This is a genomic window from Pantoea conspicua (assembly GCF_002095315.1).
Taxonomy (GTDB): Bacteria; Pseudomonadota; Gammaproteobacteria; order Enterobacterales; family Enterobacteriaceae; genus Pantoea; species Pantoea conspicua.
This window is the reverse complement of record NZ_MLFN01000052.1, coordinates 16,494-30,432: the sequence shown is the minus strand read 5'-3', so window position 1 is coordinate 30,432 and position 13,939 is coordinate 16,494. Positions and strand designations below refer to the sequence as shown.

Genomic DNA, 13,939 nt, shown 5'->3' with positions numbered 1-13,939 from the left:
GTCGAGCGCCGCCAGCGGCTCATCGAACAGCAACACTTTGGGGTCGGGCGGCCAGCGCACGCGCCAGCGCCACCCGCTGCTTCTGCCCGCCGGACAATTTATCAATCCCGCGCTGCGCCAGATGCGTCAAATCCACCAGCGCCAGCATCTCCGCCACCCGCGCCTCACGCTCGGTGCGCGGCACGCCCTGCACCTTCAGGCCATAGGCGACGTTCTGCGCCACGTTGAGCGTGGGAAACAGCGCGTAGTTCTGGAACACCATGCCAACATTGCGTTTCTCAATCGGCAAATTGGTCACGTTGCGCTGATCAAACCAGACTTCGCCCGGCCGATCGCTGCTCTCCAGCCCGCTGATGATGCGCAATGTCGTGGTTTTGCCGCAGCCCGACGGACCGAGTAGCACCAGCGTTTCACCCGCCTGCACCTGCATATCGAGCGGATGCAGCGCCACATGTTGATTAAAGCGGCGCGAACAGCCGCGCAGCGTTACGTTTACCGCCTCGTTCATGCTTGCTCCTCACGTTGCTGCCGCCGGGTTTGTCGTTCCAGCCAGTGATTACAGGCATTGAGCAACAGCAGCAGCGGTAAAATCATCAGAATAAAAATCAGGGTATAAGCGGACCCGACTTCCAGCCGCATCGAGGCGTAGCTGTCCGCCAGTCCGACCGGCAGCGTTTTGGTCAGCGGGGTGTGCAGCATCCAGGTAATGTTGAACTCCCCGACCGACAGGGTAATCACCATAAAAGCGCCAGCCAGGATGCCGTTGCGGCAGTTGGGAACCACCACGGTAAAGAAACGGTGCCAGAAACCGGCCCCGAGGCTGGCGGCGGCCTCTTCCAGGCGCGGTAGCTGAATCGCCTGCATCACCGCCAGCACCGGTCGGATCATAAACGGCAGCGTGAACAGCACATGACCAATCAGGATGAACAGCCAGCTGTCACGCAGGCTACTGAACTGGCCATACAGCAGAATAATACCCAGCGCGGTCGCCAGACCGGGCAGCGCCACCGGCAGCATCAGACACTCTTCAATCCGCGCCGCCCAGCGTGAGGGCGACTTCAGCAGGCCCCAGGCTGCCGGTACCCCGATCACCACCGTCAGCGCTAAACAGCTCAGCGCGATCAGCAGTGACAGCCAGAAGGTATCGGCATACATCTGCCACACCTGCGCCACCCACTTCAGCGTCAGGCCACTGCGCAGGCCGACAAAATAGTTTTGCGTCACGCCCGCCAGCATCGATAACAGCACTGGCACGATCATAAACAGCGCGGTCAGGCTGGTGATGGAGATCTGCAGATAAAACAGCCCCCGGCGCTTCATGATGTGCGTTCCTCGCGGCTGGCGGTCAGCCAGCGTGCCAGCATCAGGCCCAGCCAGGCGACCGCTCCCATCACCACCGAGAGCGCGGCGGCGGTGGCGAAATTGGCGTAATTAGTGAACTCGCCGTAGATGGTCAGCGGCAGCACCGCCAGCTGCGTCCCGAGAGTAAATGCGGTGCCAAAGGCGCCCATGCTGGTGGCGAAACAGAGCGCACCGCAGGAGAGCAGCGCCGGTTTCAGACCCGGAATAATCACATCAAGGATGATGCGCCACTGGCTGGCACCCAGTGAACGGGCCGCCTCTTCCAGTGAGCGATCCAGCTTTTCACTGGCCGCCACCAGCGTGACGATGGCCCGTGGCAGCGAGAAGTAAAGGTAGCCAATAAACAGCCCGCTCAGCGAGTAAGCAAGCACCCAGCGCTCCCCCACCAGGCTAAGACTGAGTTGCGCCAGCACACCCTGCCGTCCCGCCAGCATCACCACCAGAAACCCCACCACCACGCCGGGAAAGGCCAGCGGAAAGGTCAGCAGCGCCAGCAGCGTGCCGCGTCCGTTAAAACGCTGCCGCGCCAGAAAGCAGCCAACCACGGCGGCAATCAGCAGCGTCACCAGGGTAACCGCCAGCGACAGCAGCACGGTATTAAACAGGCTTTGCAGATACTGCGGCTGGCTGATGACCGTCCAGTAGCCGCTGTGGTGGCTGCTGCGATCGGCTGTCATACCGATTTGCAACAGGCGGGCAAACGGCAGCAGCCAGAAGGCAGCAAAGAACAGCAGCGCAGGCAGCAACATCCACGGCCAGTTCGCGTCCGGCTGCCCGGCACGCGCCCGAGCACGGCCGACACGGGCTAAGGCGTGGCCGGTTTCAGCGAGTGCCATCAGCGGATCTCACTCAGGTAACGCGCTGAGAAGGCTTTCTGAGCATCGGCCATCTGCTGATAATCGACGGTATGGGCGCGGGCGTAATCGCTGTCCGGCAGAAAATGTTTTTTGGCTTCTGCTGACATCGCCGCCGGGCGTACCGGGCGCAGATATGCATTCGCCCAGATCGCCTGACCGGGATCGGAGAGCACATAGTCGATCACTTTTTTACCGTTCGCCGGATGCGGCGCGTTTTTCACCAGGCTGATGACGTAAGGCACCGTCACCGTGCCTTCCTGCGGAATAACAAATTCGACGTTAGCGTGATCTTTATAGCGGGCGCGATAGGCGTTGAAGTCGTAGTCGAGCAGAATCGGGATTTCGCCGGAAATCAGGCGGGCATAGGCGGTCTGTTTCGGCACAATCGGCTGGTTGCGCTGCAATGCTTTAAACCAGTTAAGCGCCGGAGTGAAATCCTGCAGATTGCCGCCTTTGGCCTGATTCACCGCCACCGCCGTCACGTAACCGACAAAAGCACTGGCGGGATCGAGGTAGCCAATCATGCCTTTATATTCCGGCTTCAGCAGATCGTCCCAGGAACGGGGCACCGGCGCGCCAGCCAGCGCATCCACATTGACCATAAAGCCGAGCGTCCCGGAGTGCAGCGCCACCCATTTACCGGCCGGATCTTTCATCCCCGCCGGGATCTGATCCCAGCCGGACGGTTTATAGGCGGCGATCACATCGGCACCGGCTGCCTGGATGCCGAAGCTGACACCGTAGTAAACCACGTCGGCAACCGGATTGTTTTTCTCAGCCACCAGCTGCGCCAGCGCCTGACCGGAATTTTTATTATCCTGCGGCACCTGAATGCCGGTCGCTTTTTCGATCGCTTTCAGCTGAGTACCCCAGTCAGCCCACTCGGGCGGGCAGTTGTAGCAGATGGCATTATCCGCCGCCTGGACCCAGTGACTGGTGAGCGTGCAGCCCGCCAGCAGCGCGACGCTGAAAAGCTGTTTGATATTAACCGTGAGTAGCATGATGTTTCCCTGAAGTTGAGCCATAAAATGCCGGGGCGACACTCTCCCCAAGCCGCAAATGATGTTCCAGCCGCTCTGTGCCGCCGCCGGAGGAAGGATGTAAAAGCCGATCGATGGCGCGCGTCCCCAGCAGCGCGCCCGGCTGCACCACACTGGCCAGTGAAGGCGAGAGCTGTTCACCCAGTGCAATGCCGTCGAAACCCATCACGGAGAGCTGGCGCGGCACGCTGATACCGGCACGCGCAGCCGCCCCCATCAGGCTGATGGCCAGCAGATCGTTGCTGCAAATCACGGCCGTCAGCGGCGATGCGGCGTGTATCAGCGGCAGCAGCGGCTGAAAATCAGATTGGGTATGGCTCGGCATTTCGATGACCGGATGCGCCATCAGACCGGCCTGCCGCATGGCATCGCCATAGCCAAGATAGCGCTGGCGCGCCCGATCAGATTGACGCATCGGCCCGGCGATCATCACGATATGACGGTGGCCCAGCGCCAGCAGATGCCCGGTCGCCTCGGCAATGGCTCGTCGGTTATCCACACACAGGCAGGGCCAGTCATGCTGCTGCGGCACGTTATGCGTCAGGACAAACGGCATCTCTGCTGCCGCCAGCGTCGGTAACAGCGTACTGCTGTCGGCATCCGCCACCGTCAGTACCAGACCCGCCACGCGCTGGCGCAGCATATGTTCGACTATCGCCGCTTCCCGATCGGCCTGATAGTCACTGGTCGCCACCAGCAAACCGTAGCCGGCACGCCGGGCCTGTTGCTCCATCGCCTGAAGCTGCTGGGCAAAAACCGGGTTCAGCAGCGAAGGCAGCAACACGCCCAGCGTGGTGGAGTGCTGGGTGCGGAGCTGACGGGCAATATGATTCGGGCGAAACCCGAGCTCGGCCGACGACGCCAGCACTTTTTGCAGCGTGTCGGGTTTCAGCAGATGAGGATCAGAGAAGGCGCGAGCGGCAGTGGCGCGGGAGACACCCGCCAGATTGGCCACGCTGATTAAATCGGTCATTACGCCCTCGTTTATCGTCGATGAGATCGATCTCATTGAGGCGTAAGCTAACGGCGAGATATGACAGGCGCATCGCGGTGAGGTGACGGAAAGATGACAGCGGCGTTGCCGCCGCCGGAAGAATCAGAGCATCAGAAAAGCGTACCCTTCATTTTGCAACGTGGCGACGGTAGTGCCGCTGGAGAGGGTGTGCGTCACTCTCGGATCGATCCATTCACGCTCAAGCTGATGGAATGCCACCGACTGATCGCAAATCGACACCTCAACACCGGCTTTTTTCAGTTCGTCGATCAGTTTAAGGTTCGGGTTGTCGACACCGTAGGCTTTATGAAACTGGGTATTATTTAAGGCAGCCGGCACCGCATCGCTGTTAATCGAAACGACAAATTTGAGCTGGTTGAGCGGCACGCCCGCAGCGTAATAGAGGTTGGTCACGCGAGCCACCCGTTCCAGACCGAGATTGGGCTGACGAATATCGCCTTCACTGCGGTTGATCTGGAAAACAATTTTATTACTCAGGCCTGGCGTGGTGCCTGGTTTAAATGCGGGCGTATCGACATAATGTATTTTTCCGTAGCCATCAATGGCGGGCGTACTCCAGAAATCAGCCGGCTGCGTTTTATTATCCGCCATTTTCCCGCTGACCTTATCGAACAATTCCGGCAACTGTAAAACATTACCCCCAATAAAACCCGCCACCGCGGCGACCACAATAAAGGCTGCTGGACGCATGACTTATTTCTCCTGATTTTTCAGACAAGACGTTAATTACATTGCCAGCCACGCGTAGCCCTGATTTTGCAGAGTCGATACCGTGGTCGGACTGGAAAGTGCATGCACCACCGATTTATCAATCCAGTTATTGGGATAATGGTGGAATGCCACCGACTGATCGCAGACCGACACTTTCACGCCGGTTTTATTCAGCTCATCAATCAGTTTCAGGTTCGGGTTATCGATGCCATAAAATTGCCTGAAATGGGCGTTATCCAGCATCGCCGGTGTGGCGTCGCCGGTCACTGACACCACAAATTTAAGCTGGTCAGCCGGAATGCCGGAGGCGATATAAAGGTTCACCACCCGCGCGACCCGTTCCAGGCCCAGATTGGGTGCGGTCATGGCCCCGTCACTGCGGGTAATCTGGAAAACAATTTTATTGCTCAACCCCGCCACCGGTTTAAAAGCTGCGTCAGCTTCATAATGAATTTTGCCGTAGCCCGCAATGGCTGGCGTACTCCAGAAACCAGCCGGCTCCTGCGGATCGGTTGAAAAATGACGCGCCACTTTGTCATAAATATTGCCACTTTGGGTGACAGCCGCGCCAACCGCGCCGCCGATAATGGCGATTAATACGTACGAAACCGCTGAACGCATAACACTCCTCTCCGCTAAATAACGCGTTATCGATCCTGATTCTGAATCGCGGCCATATCTATATCACAGCGCATCAACATTCAGCGCCTGAGTAAATTCAGGTCAGCGCATATTACGCGACGGCAGGAATAATGAATTCACGGAATCAATAGAAAGGTTTCATCATTCTCAGGCGGGAGAACAGGATTAGACGGCCCTTAATAAACGCAACTTTTTTATTCAGCATGCTGCAGACAGAAATAAATTCAAGACCATCGGAGTGTGGAAAAAAAGATTTACTTTCACTGAGAACGATTTAATACCTTTATCGAAAAGTAGAGCAGAAAGTGACGGGACACCCTTTATTTTCGGAGAATACCTGGAAAAAATCATGCCACATTCAGTTTTTTTGAGCGTTTTTACATAACTTTAAACTAATAAGATGAACAGGCGAATATTGCCTTCAGCATAAACTGCTTTATTTTACGCCGCTGCATCGGGAAAACAGTAATAAGCGGAAACAGAGCCGTCAGTTATCGTTAGCGCAGGCGGCACGCCTCTTTTCGTTTAGCTCTGGTTTAGGTTTTTGAGACATTCAATTTTTTTCGTCAGAAAAGGCGATCTTGCACAAATCACTCACCATTCTGCGCAGATAACCCCATTTCTTTCTTATCATGCTCTGGTTAAGATGGTTACGAACCGCTATTAGCTGCGAAATAACGGAATGTTACCGCTGCGCACCTGTCCCGTCTCAGGACCTCTTTACAGGATTAAGGCATGTTGAACCGGTTAAAGAAAACGCTGATCGCCGCACTGCTCCCGACGCTGATAGTGACCAGTCTGACGCCGGCTTATGCTGACGTCAGCGATTCACTGCCCGACATGGGGACTACGGCGGGCTCGACCCTGTCGATTAATCAGGAATTACAGATGGGCGACTTCTACGTTCGCCAGTTGCGCGCCAGCGCCCCCCTGATCAACGACCCGCTACTGAATCAGTACATTAATCAGCTCGGCCAGCGGCTGGTATCGCACGCCGACTCGGTTAAGACGCCGTTCCACTTCTTTCTGATCCAGAATGACGAACTTAACGCCTTTGCCTTCTTTGGCGGTAATGTGGTGCTGCACTCTGCGCTGTTCCGGTTCACCGAGAATGAGAGCCAGCTGGCCTCGGTGATGGCGCATGAAATTTCGCACGTGACCCAGCGCCATCTGGCACGCGCGATGGAAGATCAGAAACGCAATGCGCCGCTCACCTGGGTTGGCGCGCTCGGCTCAATCCTGCTGGCGATGGCCAATCCTCAGGCCGGTATGGCGGCGCTGACCGGGACGCTGGCGGGCACCCAGCAGGGCATTATCAGCTTCACGCAGGGCAACGAGCAGGAGGCGGATCGCATCGGGATTCAGGTGCTGCAGCGCGCCGGTTTTGATCCCCAGGCGATGCCGAACTTCTTACAGAAGCTGGCCGACCAGAGCCGCTTCTCGTCTAAGCCGCCGGAGATTTTGCTGACGCACCCGCTGCCCGACAGCCGCCTGGCTGATGCCCGTAACCGCGCCAATCAGATGCGGCCGGTAGTGGTCCAGTCCACGCAGGATTTCTATCTGGCGAAAATGCGTGCGCTGGGGATGTATTCAACCGGCCGCAATCAGCTGACCGATGAACTGCTGAGCCAGTACGCCAGCGGCAACGCGCGCGAGCAGCTGGCGTCGCAATATGGCAAGGCCGTGCAGTTTTTGCAGGCCAAAAGCTTTGCCGATGCAAAGCGGATCATCACCCCGCTGCTGGCGAAGCAGCCGGACAATGTCTGGTTCCTTGATATCATGTCGGATATTGATATCGGGCTGAATCAGCCGCAGCAGGCGATCGCTATGCTGACCGCCGCCACCGGCGCGAAGAACAGTCCGGTGGTGCAGCTCAACCTGGCCAACGCCTACGTTGAAGCGAAACAGCCCGCCAACGCCAGCCGGATCCTGAATCGCTATACCTGGAACAATAAGGACGATCCCAACGGTTGGGATTTACTGGCACAGGCCTCAGCGCAGCAGGGTTTGAACGATGAAGAGCTGTCAGCACGCGCTGAAAGCCTGGCACTCAACGGCAAGCTGGACCAGGCGATCACTACGCTGAGCAGTGCCAGCGCCCAGGTGCCGCTCGGCAGCCTGAAACAGGCGCGTTACGATGCCCGTATTGATCAGCTGCGTCAGTTACAACAGCGCTTTAAGCAATATCAGAAAGGTTAAATGGCAGGAATCAGAGGAGATCGCCGGAAATGGTGACGATTTATCACAACCCGCGCTGCAGTAAGAGCCGTGAAACGCTGGCGCTGTTACAGGGGCGCGGTATTGAGCCGGAGGTGGTGCTCTATCTGCAGACGCCACCCGCGAACGATACGCTGCACATTTTGCTGCAAAAGCTGGGGATGCAAAGCGCACGCCAGCTGATGCGGACCAAAGAGCCGCTTTATCAGACGCTGGGGCTGGCAGAAGGGAGCCAAAGCGAGACAGAGCTGATCGCCGCGCTGGTAAACCATCCCATTTTAATTGAGCGACCCATCGTGATTAATGGCGATCGGGCGCGTATTGGCCGCCCGCCGGAAGCGGTGCTCGACATTCTTTAAAGGCCGAGCGTCTCTTTGACAAAAGGTATGGTCAGTTTGCGCTGGGCGCTGATCGAGGCACGATCGAGCCGATCCAGCGTATCAAACAGCGTGCGCATTTCGCGATCGAGCCGTTTCAGCAGAAAGCGGCCGACATCTTCCGGCAGCTCAAAGCCGCGTAACCCGGCACGCAGCTGTAGCGCCTGCAGTTTATCTTCGTCGGAGAGCGGCTGCAGACGATAAATCTGCCCCAGTCGAGACGCGAAGCCAGATCGGGCAACTGCAGGTTAAGCTGACGGGGCGGACGATCGCCGGTAATAAACAGGCGGGTATTGCCGGTTTCAAGAATGCGGTTGTAGAGATCAAAGATCGCCATCTCCCAATCCGGCTCGCCAGCGATGCACTCGATATTGTCGATGCAGACCAGTGACAGTTGCTCCATCCCTTCCAGCACTTCCGGCACGAACCAGGTACGCTTATCCAGCGGCACATAGCCGACCGCGGCACCGCGTGCAGACATTTCAGCGCACGCCGCATGCAGCAAATGGCTTCGGCCACCGCCTTCACGCGACCAGAAGTAGAGATAGCTGCCATGTTGTTGGTTGAGAGCACCTTTCAGCGCGGCAATCAGCGACGGGTTCTCCCCCGGCCAGAAGCTGGCGAAGGTTTCGTCGTCAGGCAAATAGAGTGGCAATGACAATTGTGCCGGCGTGTTCAGAAGCACCTCAGCAAGAGAACAAGCAAAAAACCGGGGAAGTCTACCACAGTTTTCAGAAAGAGATGAATGGAGCGTCCCTGCCCCGATCTGATGCCCGTGCCGACGATCAGGAATCCTGACGATCTTCAGCTTCCAGCACCACTTCTTCCGGGCGTAGCAGTGAAATCACGCGGAAGATCAGCGCCAGTCCCACACCAACGAGGGTGGCCAGCGCCATGCCTTTCAGCTCCGCCGCCCCGATATGTACCTTCGCGCCGCTGACGCCGATGATCAGAATTACCGAAGTCAGGATCAGGTTCTGCGCTTTGTTGTAATCCACTTTGGATTCGATCAACACCCGGATACCGGATGCGCCAATCACGCCGTAGAGCAGCAGCGAGACGCCGCCCATTACCGGTACCGGGATCGCCTGGATCACCGCCGCCAGTTTGCCGACACAGGAAAGCAGGATCGCCAGAATTGCCGCGCCGCCAATCACCCAGGTACTGTAGACGCGGGTAATCGCCATCACCCCGATGTTTTCACCGTAGGTGGTGTTAGGCGTTGAACCAAAGAAGCCGGAGATCACCGTTGATAAGCCGTTGGCGAACATCGAACGATGCAGGCCAGGGTCGCGAATCAGATCTTTCTTCACGATGTTGGCGGTGACCACCAGATGCCCGATGTGCTCGGCAATCACCACCAGCGCCGCGGGCAGAATCGTCAGCATCGCCACCCACTCAAAGCGCGGCGTATAGAAAGTTGGCAGCGCAAACCAGGGTGCTTTGACCACGCCGCTCCAGTCAACGATACCCATAAATGCAGAGAGCAGATAACCCGCCACCACCCCGACCAGAATCGGGATAATCGCCAGGAAACCACGAAACAGCACCGATCCGAACACCGTTACTGCCAGCGTGACCAGCGAGATGATCACCGTGGTGCTGTCGGGCGCACTGCCCTCAGCCGGCAGCAGACCTGCCATGTTCGCCGCGACGCCCGCCAGTTCCAGACCGATCACCGCAACAATCGCACCCATCGCCGCTGGCGGGAACATGACATCCAGCCAGCCGGTACCGGCCCGCTTCACAATCAACGCTACGAAACAGAACAGCACGCCGCACAGAATAAATCCGCCCAGTGCCACCTCATAGCCCAGCGGCAACAGCAGCAGCACCGGCGAGATAAAAGCAAAGCTCGAACCGAGATAGGCGGGAATTTTGCCCTTACAGATAAACAGATAGATCAGGGTGCCGACGCCGTTGAATAACAGCACGGTAGCCGGATTGATGTGGAACAGAATCGGTACCAGCACCGTGGCACCAAACATGGCGAACAGATGTTGCAGGCTGAGTGGAATGGTTTGCAGTAACGGTGGTCGTTCACTGACGCCAATGGCGCGACGAGTCATCATTTATCCCCTTATGTTATACATCCCCTTCCGCGCTGACAGCCGCGACGAGGCACATCCACGCAGCATGCGTGAATCTGTCGCCCGCGGCAGAGGCTATCGGATTGGGGATGATGCTTTTTTGCCAAAAAAAAGCCGACTCTCCGGCCGGCTATGCGATTTATTTGGTTCCGAAAATCTTATCCCCGGCGTCACCGAGCCCGGGAATGATGTAACCTTTGTCGTTCAGTCCCTGATCGACTGACGCAGTATAGAGCTCGACGTCAGGATGCGCTTTTTCCAGCGCCGCAATCCCCTCTGGCGCCGCCACCAGCACCAGCACTTTGATGCTGCTGCAACCGGCTTTTTTCAGCAGGTCGATAGTGGCGATCATCGAGCCACCGGTCGCCAGCATCGGATCAACCACCAGCGCCAGACGCTCTTCAATATTCGAGACCAGCTTCTGGAAATAAGGGACCGGCTCCAGGGTTTCTTCATCGCGGTAGACGCCCACCACGCTGATGCGGGCGCTGGGAACATGCTCCAGCACGCCTTCCATCATGCCGAGACCGGCACGCAGAATCGGGACTACCGTAATTTTTTTACCTTTGATTTGATCGATCTGCACCGGGCCATTCCAGCCCTCAATGGTCACTTTTTCGGTTTCCAGGTCGGCGGTGGCTTCGTAGGTCAGCAGGCTGCCCACTTCTGATGCCAGCTCGCGGAAACGCTTGGTACTGATATCATGCTCACGCATCAAGCCCAGTTTATGTTTGACCAGCGGGTGTCTGACTTCCACGATCTTCATTGGTGTTCTCCCGGAGTGAGTTGAGCTAAAAAAAATCGCGGGATTATACCGCCTTTTCGCCTCTGCGCCACTTATCCTTGCGCAAAGCGGCAGCTTTTACCGGGACAAATTAAGGATTGATGAAAATCGCCTGGTGCGCAATCCCAGACTCGCAAACGTTTGCCTGCGCTGGTAGAATTGCCGCGCTTTATTTAAACCACCAACCGCAACTCGCGTGGGGACCTCGCAGTGACCGACAAGACCTCTCTCAGCTATAAAGACGCCGGTGTTGATATTGATGCTGGTAACGCCCTGGTTGACCGTATTAAAGGCGTAGTGAAAAAGACGCGTCGCCCGGAAGTGATGGGTGGACTGGGCGGCTTCGGTGCGCTTTGCGCGCTGCCGCAAAAATACCGTGAACCGGTGCTGGTCTCCGGCACCGATGGCGTCGGCACCAAGCTCCGTCTGGCGATGGACCTCAAGCGCCACGATGCGATTGGCATCGATCTGGTCGCCATGTGCGTCAACGATCTGGTGGTACAGGGTGCCGAGCCGCTGTTCTTCCTCGATTACTACGCCACCGGTAAACTGGATGTTGATACCGCCTCTGCAGTGATCACCGGCATCGCCGAAGGCTGTCTGCAGTCGGGCTGTGCGCTGGTCGGCGGCGAAACCGCCGAAATGCCGGGCATGTACCACGGTGAGGATTACGACGTGGCCGGTTTCTGTGTCGGCGTGGTTGAAAAGTCTGAAATCATCGACGGCAGTAAAGTGCAGGATGGTGACGTGCTGATCGCGCTGGGCTCAAGCGGTCCGCACTCCAATGGCTATTCACTGGTGCGTAAGATACTGGAAGTCAGCAATACCGATCCGCTGACTGAACAGCTGGAAGGCAAACCGCTGGCCGATCATCTGCTGGAGCCGACCCGCATCTACGTGAAAAATATTCTCAGCCTGATTGAGCAGGTCGATGTGCATGCCATTGCGCACCTGACCGGCGGCGGCTTCTGGGAAAATATTCCACGCGTGCTGCCCGACAACACCCAGGCGGTGATTGACGAGACGAGCTGGCAGTGGCCAGCGGTGTTCAGCTGGATGCAGCAGGCGGGCAACGTCAGCCGCTTTGAGATGTACCGCACCTTTAACTGTGGCGTCGGGATGATCATTGCCCTGAGCCCGGATGACGCAGATAAAGCGGTCGCGCTGATGCAGGCGGCAGGCGAGAAAGCCTGGAAGCTGGGCGTGATCAAAGCCTCCGATGCTGAAGAGCGTGTGGTTATTAACGGATGAAAAAGCTGGTTGTCCTGATTTCCGGCAACGGAAGCAACCTTCAGTCCATCCTCGACGCCTGCGCCAGCGGGCGGATTGACGGCAGCGTTGCTGCCGTCATCAGCAACCGCGCTGCCGCCTATGGTCTGACCCGGGCGCAGGAGGCGGGTATTCCCGCGAAAGCGCTGGCGGCCAGCGACTTTGCTGACCGCGACGCTTTTGATCAGCAGCTGATCGCTGAAATCGAGGCGTTTTCGCCGGATCTGGTGGTGCTGGCGGGCTACATGCGCATTCTCAGCGGTGCCTTTGTCGCCCATTTCCACGACCGCCTGCTGAATATTCACCCTTCCCTGCTGCCGAAATACCCTGGCCTGCACACCCATCGTCAGGCGCTGGAGAATGGCGACAGCGAACATGGAACCTCGGTGCATTTCGTCACCGATGAGCTGGATGGCGGCCCGGTGATTTTGCAGGCCAAAGTACCGGTGTTTCCTGACGACAGCGAAGCGGAGATAACTGAGCGGGTGCAGCATCAGGAGCACGCGATCTATCCGCTGGTGATTAGCTGGTTTATCGACGGACGACTCAAAATGCGCGATGGCAAAGCCTGGCTGGATGGGGAACCCCTGCCATCGCAAGGCTACGCCCACGACTGACCTGGAAGGAGAAGCCCGGGCTTCTCCTGAAAGAGTCGTGGAGTAAAGGCTCAGGGAACCTGCGTCCTCCGCAAGGACGCAAAAAACGCCGTCCCTGGCCCGCGATGCTCTACTACGGGCATAGACTCCCATCGCTTTGCGTTTATGAGCCGTCTGCCAAAAGCCTCGCCCTTCTCCCTCTTCTTAACCGTAGCGACCGGTGATGTAATCTTCGGTGCGCCGCTGTTTTGGGGCAGTGAAGATCCGATCGGTATCATCAAACTCCACTAACGCGCCCTGATGCATAAAGGCAGTGTAGTCCGAGACGCGTGATGCCTGCTGCATATTGTGGGTCACCAGCACCAGGGTAAAGTGCTGCTTCAGCGTGGTCATCAGCTCTTCAATCACCAGCGTGGAGATCGGGTCCAGCGCCGAGGTCGGCTCGTCCAGCAGCAAAACCTCGGGTTCGATGGCAATCGCCCGGGCAATCACCAGCCGCTGCTGCTGTCCGGTCGACAGGGTTAGCGCATTCTGTCCCAGCTGGTCCTTCACCTCACTCCATAACGCCGCCGCCCGCAGCGCACGTTCACAGGCTTCGTTCAGCACCCGCCGATCGCGCACGCCCTGCAACCGCAGGCCATATACCACGTTTTCATAGATCGACTTGGGAAATGGATTGGGTCGCTGGAACACCATGCCAACCCGACGACGCAGCGCGGAAAGATCCTGATCCGGCCGCATGATCGGCAGCGCGCCCAGCAGCACTTCACCTTCAACCCGGCAGTGATCGATCACATCGTTCATCCGGTTAAAGCAGCGCAGCAGGGTCGATTTGCCGCAGCCCGATGGCCCGATTAGCGCGGTAATGCGGTTCTTCGGCACCTGTAGCGAAATATCCTGCAGCGCCTGGCGCTCGCCGTACCACAGTGAGAGATGATTCACGGTGAGCGCAATGTCAGTGTCGGGCGTCATAGTCATA

At 57.7% G+C, this 13,939-nt stretch carries 13 protein-coding genes and 2 pseudogenes; 4 read left to right on the top strand and 11 right to left on the bottom strand.

Going from position 1 to position 13,939, the window contains the following annotated elements; translation table 11 throughout:
• The 7 genes and pseudogenes from HA41_RS15855 to HA41_RS15825 all read right to left on the bottom strand — a co-directional run.
• A pseudogene (locus tag HA41_RS15855) lies at nt 1-508 on the bottom strand (ABC transporter ATP-binding protein); the annotation flags it as partial.
• Nucleotides 505-1,320, bottom strand: coding sequence for an ABC transporter permease (locus tag HA41_RS15850; RefSeq protein ID WP_094121594.1), 816 nt, complete (start codon nt 1,318-1,320; stop codon nt 505-507). The gene HA41_RS15850 and the pseudogene HA41_RS15855, both read right to left, overlap by 4 nt.
• Nucleotides 1,317-2,198, bottom strand: a complete 882-nt coding sequence (locus HA41_RS15845) for an ABC transporter permease (RefSeq protein WP_094121593.1) — start codon at nt 2,196-2,198, stop codon at nt 1,317-1,319. The genes HA41_RS15850 and HA41_RS15845 overlap by 4 nt, the downstream gene beginning before the upstream one ends.
• Nucleotides 2,198-3,220, bottom strand: a complete 1,023-nt coding sequence (locus tag HA41_RS15840; protein WP_094121592.1) for an ABC transporter substrate-binding protein — start codon at nt 3,218-3,220, stop codon at nt 2,198-2,200. The genes HA41_RS15845 and HA41_RS15840 overlap by 1 nt, the downstream gene beginning before the upstream one ends.
• On the bottom strand, nt 3,204-4,232 hold the full coding sequence (locus HA41_RS15835; protein ID WP_094121591.1) for a LacI family DNA-binding transcriptional regulator: 1,029 nt from the start codon (nt 4,230-4,232) through the stop codon (nt 3,204-3,206). The genes HA41_RS15840 and HA41_RS15835 overlap by 17 nt, the downstream gene beginning before the upstream one ends.
• Before the next feature lie 123 nt (nt 4,233-4,355).
• The gene (locus HA41_RS15830) at nt 4,356-4,964 is read right to left on the bottom strand and encodes a DsrE family protein (RefSeq protein WP_094121590.1); all 609 of its coding nucleotides are present in this window, start codon (nt 4,962-4,964) and stop codon (nt 4,356-4,358) included.
• A gap of 36 nt (nt 4,965-5,000) precedes the next feature.
• Entirely contained in the window at nt 5,001-5,606 is a 606-nt protein-coding gene (locus HA41_RS15825; protein ID WP_094121589.1) for a DsrE family protein, read from the bottom strand.
• Nucleotides 5,607-6,362: 756 nt separating this feature from the next.
• Between HA41_RS15825 and bepA the strand changes: the two genes are divergently transcribed.
• Nucleotides 6,363-7,826, top strand: a complete 1,464-nt coding sequence (bepA, locus tag HA41_RS15820) for a beta-barrel assembly-enhancing protease (protein WP_094121588.1) — start codon at nt 6,363-6,365, stop codon at nt 7,824-7,826.
• 29 nt (nt 7,827-7,855) lie between these two features.
• Nucleotides 7,856-8,203 (top strand): arsenate reductase (glutaredoxin), encoded by a 348-nt coding sequence (gene arsC, locus HA41_RS15815; protein WP_094121587.1) that lies wholly within the window; start codon nt 7,856-7,858, stop codon nt 8,201-8,203.
• Here the strand turns inward: arsC and hda are convergent.
• The 3 genes and pseudogenes from hda to upp all read right to left on the bottom strand — a co-directional run bounded on the left by hda (nt 8,200) and on the right by upp (nt 11,077).
• Nucleotides 8,200-8,900 (bottom strand): annotated as a pseudogene (gene hda, locus HA41_RS15810) (DnaA inactivator Hda). The gene arsC and the pseudogene hda sit on opposite strands and share 4 nt — an antisense overlap.
• Nucleotides 8,901-9,006: 106 nt before the next feature.
• Nucleotides 9,007-10,290 (bottom strand): uracil permease, encoded by a 1,284-nt coding sequence (gene uraA, locus HA41_RS15805; RefSeq protein ID WP_094121586.1) that lies wholly within the window; start codon nt 10,288-10,290, stop codon nt 9,007-9,009.
• 160 nt (nt 10,291-10,450) lie between these two features.
• Complete coding sequence (gene upp, locus HA41_RS15800; RefSeq protein WP_031375379.1) at nt 10,451-11,077, bottom strand: uracil phosphoribosyltransferase; 627 nt, start codon at nt 11,075-11,077, stop codon at nt 10,451-10,453.
• A 228-nt stretch (nt 11,078-11,305) separates the two neighbouring features.
• Between upp and purM the strand changes: the two genes are divergently transcribed.
• Both purM and purN read left to right on the top strand, forming a co-directional pair.
• The gene (gene purM, locus HA41_RS15795) at nt 11,306-12,346 is read left to right on the top strand and encodes a phosphoribosylformylglycinamidine cyclo-ligase (protein WP_094121585.1); all 1,041 of its coding nucleotides are present in this window, start codon (nt 11,306-11,308) and stop codon (nt 12,344-12,346) included.
• The gene (gene purN / locus HA41_RS15790) at nt 12,343-12,981 is read left to right on the top strand and encodes a phosphoribosylglycinamide formyltransferase (RefSeq protein ID WP_094121584.1); all 639 of its coding nucleotides are present in this window, start codon (nt 12,343-12,345) and stop codon (nt 12,979-12,981) included. The genes purM and purN overlap by 4 nt, the downstream gene beginning before the upstream one ends.
• 183 nt (nt 12,982-13,164) lie before the next feature.
• Here purN and pstB read toward each other — a convergent pair whose 3' ends face one another.
• Nucleotides 13,165-13,932: a phosphate ABC transporter ATP-binding protein PstB gene (gene pstB, locus HA41_RS15785; RefSeq protein ID WP_094121583.1), complete on the bottom strand. Its 768-nt coding sequence runs from the start codon at nt 13,930-13,932 to the stop codon at nt 13,165-13,167.
• Nucleotides 13,933-13,939 lie beyond the last annotated feature (7 nt).

Coding starts and splice junctions, on each gene's coding strand:
- HA41_RS15850 (WP_094121594.1), bottom strand. CDS start 1,320: ATGAAGCGCCGGGGGCTGTTTTATCTGCAGATCTCCATCACCAGCCTG.
- HA41_RS15845 (WP_094121593.1), bottom strand. CDS start 2,198: ATGGCACTCGCTGAAACCGGCCACGCCTTAGCCCGTGTCGGCCGTGCT.
- HA41_RS15840 (WP_094121592.1), bottom strand. CDS start 3,220: ATGCTACTCACGGTTAATATCAAACAGCTTTTCAGCGTCGCGCTGCTG.
- HA41_RS15835 (WP_094121591.1), bottom strand. CDS start 4,232: ATGACCGATTTAATCAGCGTGGCCAATCTGGCGGGTGTCTCCCGCGCC.
- HA41_RS15830 (WP_094121590.1), bottom strand. CDS start 4,964: ATGCGTCCAGCAGCCTTTATTGTGGTCGCCGCGGTGGCGGGTTTTATT.
- HA41_RS15825 (WP_094121589.1), bottom strand. CDS start 5,606: ATGCGTTCAGCGGTTTCGTACGTATTAATCGCCATTATCGGCGGCGCG.
- bepA (WP_094121588.1), top strand. CDS start 6,363: ATGTTGAACCGGTTAAAGAAAACGCTGATCGCCGCACTGCTCCCGACG.
- arsC (WP_094121587.1), top strand. CDS start 7,856: ATGGTGACGATTTATCACAACCCGCGCTGCAGTAAGAGCCGTGAAACG.
- uraA (WP_094121586.1), bottom strand. CDS start 10,290: ATGACTCGTCGCGCCATTGGCGTCAGTGAACGACCACCGTTACTGCAA.
- upp (WP_031375379.1), bottom strand. CDS start 11,077: ATGAAGATCGTGGAAGTCAGACACCCGCTGGTCAAACATAAACTGGGC.
- purN (WP_094121584.1), top strand. CDS start 12,343: ATGAAAAAGCTGGTTGTCCTGATTTCCGGCAACGGAAGCAACCTTCAG.
- pstB (WP_094121583.1), bottom strand. CDS start 13,932: ATGACGCCCGACACTGACATTGCGCTCACCGTGAATCATCTCTCACTG.